The sequence below is a fragment of the Methanosphaera sp. WGK6 genome (genome assembly GCF_001729965.1).
GTDB lineage: Archaea > Methanobacteriota > Methanobacteria > Methanobacteriales > Methanobacteriaceae > Methanosphaera.
On record NZ_JRWK01000005.1, the window covers coordinates 147,481 to 154,076 of the forward strand.

Genomic DNA, 6,596 nt, shown 5'->3' on the forward strand with positions numbered 1-6,596 from the left:
ATTGATTTTTGAGTTGTAAGAAATAATAAGATAAAAAAAATAAAAAGAGAGAAGATTATTATAAACTTTTTGCATCAATTCCTTCAATATATGCTACTTTTTCATAAAGGAACACTTTTTCAGGACAAATTCTTTCACATCTGAGACATGCACTTCCATTACAGAAGTCAGAACGTATAGTTGCTACTCTATCATCCATAGCTAAAGCACTTTCTGGACATTCATTTACACATTTCATACAATTAATACATCCATCAATTTTAGCTTCAAGTTTTGTACCTACTTCTTCAATGATTGATAATCCATTTTCACCTAAATCAGGAATATCACTTTCAAACATTCTATGTATCTCTGGATCTTCTTCTACTTCAGGTAAATTTCCATATCCATACATTTCTAACCATTCATCATATTTCCATAGAGGCATGTTTTGTTCACATACTGCTAATTCTAATCCATATATCTTCTCAAATACTTCAGATGTAGCTAATGTAATATGATTTCCTCTCATACCATCAGCAACCTCTTGTAATTCTTGAAGTAAGTCAGGATTCTCCACTATATCTCTTGCCATGGATAATGATGTATTACCAATTTGATAAATATCCCATGAACATGCAGGAATTTGACCAACTGTTAATGATTTTAATGGATCAACATAAAATCCAGAAGCTCCTGCCATATATACTGCATCAATATCATCAAGAGTTATATCTGCTTCAACACATAATGTGATGTGTGCTGCTCTAAATGCACCTAATGCCTTACCAATTTCTGTTAAATCCTTTTCAGATAAATATACATTATCTTGTAAGTTAATTTTATGATCTTCTGTTTTAATTTCAGGAATTGAAATAATATCTTGTTCAGTACCTAAACTATATGCAGATATTACACCAGTACCTGTTATACCCTTAGCTTGTGTATCTGTTTCCCTAGGTTCTATTACTTCTCCAGTTGTTACATCTATTAAATCACAACTTTCTACTTTTAAATCATTATTTAGTACTTCATTTCTCCAATTTGTACCATCAGGTGTTACATCAGATATTGCTCCTGGTGATGCTAGCATACCACATTCAATTGCTTGACCTTCCATTGCAGGTCCTGCAGCTGCAGAGCATGAGAATATTTCACCATCAATTACTAATGCGATTTCTGCATTTGTTCCAAAATCTGATACAAGATAAATTCCTTCTTTGTTAATTACATCAGATTTGACTAGCATAGCTAGTGCATCTGCACCGATTTCATGTTTAATTGCTGGAGGTATGTATACTTCAGCATCAGGATTAATATCTAAATCAATATCTGCAGGTTTTATAATTTGAGCATTTCTTTTTGGAGGTGTAATATTCATTCTTTCAACTGCATTTGTTCCCCAAAATGCTAAATCACGTATTTCAATGTTTTGAAATAAAGATAATTGAATAGGGTTTCCACAAACAGCAAATCTTGTTATTTTTGATTTATCAACACCCAGTTGATCAACTACTTTATTTACAGCTTCCATTATAAGTTGATGTGCTTGTTCTAATCCCACATTTACAGCAAAATGTAAATGATCCATTACATTAGCTCCAGGAATTGGATGTCTTAATGTAACTGTTGTAGATATAGTACTATTATCTTCTACATTAATAGCTTGTGCTCTTACACCACTTGTACCTATATCCATTGCTATTGCATATTCTTCTACCATTTTATCATCCTCTAAATATATAGAAAAACTCTATAGATTATTAAATAGTAATAGTTTTAGTATGTTCTAACTTTTACTTATACTATATTATGGTATCTTTTTAGATATAAAGATAATTAGAATTTTTAAAAAAACTAGATAAATATCTTATGAAAATAGAGATTTATTAAAAAAAGAACTAATTTAAATTAAATTCTGTGTAAAAAAGAGTATTGATTAAATTAAAAAAAATAGTAAAATAAGAAAAGAGGATTTCTTATTTTATTCCTTGCTAAAACAATTTTAAAACTATTATGGATTAATAATGACAAGAATCCTAGGAGTATGCTGCTACGTATTCTCCAACAATGTCAGAGTATTCGTTTCTGATATCTTCCCAGGTTTTACCATCATCTACAATTGCATCTGCGAGTTTTGGTACGTGGTATGCTTCTACACCGTAGAATGTTTGTGGACTTTCTTCTACGAAGTCACGACGTACAGCTCCTCCACCACATCCAACAGGTGTATCGATTCCTGCTTCTTGGAGAGCAGCTACGATTTTACCAAATGCTGTCATGGTTGTTGTCATTAATGCAGTAGCAGTCATGAGAACTGGTTGTTTTTCTTGTGCTTGTTTTACTACTTCTGTTGTTGGTACGTCACGACCGAGGTCGATTGCTTCGTATCCGTTTGCGTTTAAGAACATTACAATGAGGTTTTTACCAATGTCGTGAGGGTCTCCTTCTACAGCAAAGGTCATTACAGGTGCTTTTGTATCGGATTTGTGTCCGAGTTTTGCTTCACAAAGAGCTACTCCACTCATCATTGCATCTCCTGCAAGCATTAAATCAGGTAAGAAGAATTCACCTTTGGTGTATAATGCACTTACACCATCCATACCTTTCATTAAAGCATTGTTAATGAGATCAATTGGGTCTTCGCCTGCTTCAAGAGCTTTTTTAGTATCTTCGTCACAAGTATCTTTGTCACCATATAATACGGATAAAGCTAATGTTCTTTTTATTCCTTCTTCTGCTGGTAAGATTTCTGCTACTTCTGGGTCGTCTTCAGGTTTGAGAGCTGGACCTTCTATTTTTACATTGTATCTTATAGCGATATCTTCATATCCGTTTTCTTCTTCAGAATCGAATATTAAATCATAGTATTGTTCTAATGGACTTTCAGACATAATTTACACTTCCTATCTTAATTATAATTCATATTGTGATGGATCATGTTCTTTTACTTTTCTTCCGTAACGTTTAATACAAGTTTTTGCAAATTTACCTTGATCCTCTGGTAATTGTTCAATTGTTTTTTGAGCAGAGTCTAAACTGTCTCTTTCAAATCTTGTTAAGTACATACGTTTTTCATCTACTGCTTCATTGATTATATCACATGCTGTTAATGCTGCAGCTCTTGCTCTGAGATAAATATCTTCAGCATCTGCTACTATTGCTTCACCAATTCTGTAAGCATTATCATATGCAAGTACTAAACTTTGAGGGTCTCGGTATTTATCTGCTAATGTGTACATATCTCTTAAATCGTTTTCTTTATGCATTTTGGTTGCGGTGTTCATTAAAGCACATTCGTAACCTAAAGATTGTAACCATACACCAGGAGTTGGTCCACCCATTTCTTCTCTGTTGTATACAGATTCGTTACTCCATGCATCTACTGTTGCACATGCTAAGTTACCCATTAAGTCTGAGTGAGCACATGTTGCGTTTTTACCTTCTGCACAGATAGGTATACCTGCTACTGCTTTTACTATAGGGTTTTCGTATCCACAGTCTTTTGTAGGTCCTTCTGCTCCACATTCTGCTGCTACAATACTTCTTGCACCTGCAATTGCTCTTGCTATTGCTGCTAAGGAGTGTGATACGTTTTTACTGGTTAATCCACCAGCAAGGAACATAGCAGTGTTTGCTTGTGCACAGTCTGTGTCTCCACCAGGTACACAGTAGCTGTATTTACTTGCTACATCTACAATTTTTGTCCACATGTATTCCATATCGATAGAACCTAATAAACCAATACCGTATAAGATTGCACGGATATCTCCTCTTGATATACCGTAGTCTGATACTACTTTTCCACCAATGGTTTCTACACATAAGATTGATGCACCATTTTCTGCACATGCTTCGAATGATTCATCCATCATTACATCAAAGTCAGAACCTCTTAATCCACCCATATCTTCTTCACGAATATCTGCTACTGTTGACATTAAAGCGGTTTTTGTTCCGTATTTGTCATGCATTTCTTCTAATAATTCAACTTGTACTGCTGTTGTTTTTTCGGAAATTTCACGACTTTTTGTTTGTTGAGCTACGTGTTCTTGTTCGATTTGTACTGTAGGTAATCCTATTGCAGCTCCACGGTCACATGCAGAGAATGCAATGTTTTTACAAGTACCAACCATACCTTCTACACTTGTTTCTGATCCTTCAGCAGGTGCTACTTTAATGTTAGGTACTACTTCACCTACTCCTAATTTTACACCAAACCCATATTCTGAAGGGTGTTTTGCTTTTCCAAATACTAAATCATTTACTGATTCAGTTTCCATTTTTGTAATATATTTCATTGACATTTAATTTCACCAATCATATAAATTATATATTCTTGTCTTATACCCACATAATTATTTTAAATATATTTTGTATTAACAATAATATTCTGAATTTTTATTAAGTTAATACTTACAATTAATACATTTTATAACTACACATATAAAAAGGTTATAATATCAATCAAATTCTTAAAAGAGATGCTTTTTATTTATTTTTATAAAAATAGCTTTTAAAAATTATCATTAAAGCCAAGTTATAATATAATTTAATTAAATTAATTATGTTTAAAAAAATAATAATTATAAGTTAAATAAACCTATTTAATAAGATTACAAAAACTAGTAATTTAAAGACTAATAGACTTGAATTAATTTTTAGAAATATTGCAAAAATAAAGATAGTATTACTTTTAATAAAGAAATATTTAAAAAGATTACGATAAATTATTAATTTCAATATTATTAAATTAAAACTAATTATTAGAAAATATTGCAAAAAATATAAAATTTAACTTAAAAAAAATAACATAGAACACAAAAAAATATTCAGCACCCACAAAAATATAAAAAAATCACTAATTTTAAAAAAAGAAAAATAAGTAATAAATTAAATTATTACTCAAAAAACATCCAACTTAGGAGTATGCTGCTACGTATTCTCCAACTATGTCAGCGTATTCGTTTCTGATGTCTTCCCAGGTTTTACCATCATCTACAATTGCATCTGCGAGTTTTGGTACGTGGTATGCTTCTACACCATAGAATGTTTGTGGACTTTCTTCTACGAAGTCACGACGTACTGCTCCTCCTCCACATCCTATAGGTGTGTCTAGTCCTGCTTCTTGCATTAATGCTATGATTTTACCAAATGCTGTCATGGTTGTTGTCATTAAAGCTGTTGCAGTTACTAATGCTGGTTCATGTTCTTGTACTGCTTTTACTACTTCTGTGTTAGGTACATCACGACCAAGGTCTATTGGTTCGTATCCGTTTGCGTTTAAGAACATTACAATGAGGTTTTTACCAATGTCGTGAGGGTCTCCTTCTACTGCACAAGTTACTACTTTTGCTTTTGCATCTGCTTTGTGTCCGAGTTTTGCTTCACAAAGAGCTACTCCACTCATCATTGCATCTCCTGCAAGCATTAAATCAGGTAAGAAGAATTCACCTTTGGTGTATAATGCACTTACACCATCCATACCTTTCATTAAAGCATTGTTAATGAGATCAATTGGGTCTTCACCTGCTTCAAGAGCTTTTTCAGTGTCTGCGTCACATTTATCTTTGTCACCGTATAATACATCTAAAGCTAGTGTTCTTTTTATTCCTTCTTCTGCTGGTAAGATTTCTACTACTTCTGGGTCGTCTTCAGGTTTGAGAGCTGGACCTTCTATTTTTACGTTGTATCTGATTGCTATTTTTTCATAGTCTTCAAATTTGTCATAATATTTTTCTAAAGGGCTAACCATTTTTACACACATCCTTTTAATTAATTTAAATTATATTTGTTTAATTTACTACACTACCTGTTACATTTATAATTCGTATTGTGATGGGTCGTGTTCTTTTACTTTTCTTCCGTAACGTTTGATACAAGTTTTTACGAATTTAGCTTGATCATCTGGTAATTGTTCGTATGTTTTTTGTGTGGAATCAAGAGTGTCTCTTTCGAATCTTGTTAATAAGATACGTTTTTCTTCAACTGCTTCGTTGATTAATTCCATTGCTTTAAGACCTGCTGCTCTTGCTCTGAGGTAAATATCTTCTCCTTCTGCTGTGATTGCTTCACCGATTTTGTATGCGTTATCGTAAGCTAATATTACACCTTGAGGGTCTCTGTATTTATCTGCTAATACATATGTGTCTCTTAATTCTTTGTTGGTTCCAATTTGTGTTGCGGTGTTCATTAAAGCACATTCGTAACCTAAGGATTGTAACCATACACCAGGAGTTGGTCCACCCATTTCTTCTCTGTTGTATACGGATTCGTTACTCCATACATCACATACACCTGCAGCTAAGTTACCCATTAAATCTGAGTGAGCACATGTTGCGTTTTTACCTTCTGCACAGATTGGTACGGATGCGATTGCTTTTACTATAGGGTTTTCGTATCCACAGTCTTTTGTAGGTCCTGTTGCTCCGCATTCAATTGCTACTAAACTTCTTGCACCTGCAATTGCTCTTGCTACTGCTGCAATTGTGTGTGATACATTTTTACTGGTTAATCCACCAGCAAGGAACATAGCAGTGTTTGCTTGTGCACAGTCTGTGTCTCCACCAGGAGTTACATTGTTTCTTTTTGCTATGTCTACAATTTTTGTCCACATG

5 protein-coding genes are annotated in these 6,596 nt (G+C 33.3%); all 5 read right to left on the minus strand.

What is annotated here, in order from left to right; all coding sequences use genetic code 11:
* Positions 1–58: 58 nt before the first annotated feature.
* Positions 59–1,702 carry a methylamine methyltransferase corrinoid protein reductive activase gene (locus NL43_RS04090; protein WP_069592771.1) on the minus strand — a complete coding sequence of 548 codons (1,644 nt, stop codon included), beginning with the start codon at positions 1,700–1,702 and terminating at the stop codon, positions 59–61.
* Positions 1,703–2,018: 316 nt separating this feature from the next.
* Positions 2,019–2,873 (minus strand): methanol--corrinoid protein MtaC, encoded by an 855-nt coding sequence (gene mtaC, locus NL43_RS04095; RefSeq protein ID WP_069592772.1) that lies wholly within the window; start codon positions 2,871–2,873, stop codon positions 2,019–2,021.
* Between the two features lie 21 nt (positions 2,874–2,894).
* Entirely contained in the window at positions 2,895–4,280 is a 1,386-nt protein-coding gene (locus tag NL43_RS04100) for a methyltransferase MtaB domain-containing protein (RefSeq protein WP_084790398.1), read from the minus strand.
* A 620-nt stretch (positions 4,281–4,900) separates the two neighbouring features.
* The gene (mtaC, locus tag NL43_RS04105; protein WP_069592774.1) at positions 4,901–5,734 is read right to left on the minus strand and encodes a methanol--corrinoid protein MtaC; all 834 of its coding nucleotides are present in this window, start codon (positions 5,732–5,734) and stop codon (positions 4,901–4,903) included.
* A gap of 66 nt (positions 5,735–5,800) precedes the next feature.
* On the minus strand, positions 5,801–6,596 hold a 796-nt coding region (locus NL43_RS04110; protein WP_305791258.1), incomplete at its 5' end, for a methyltransferase MtaB domain-containing protein.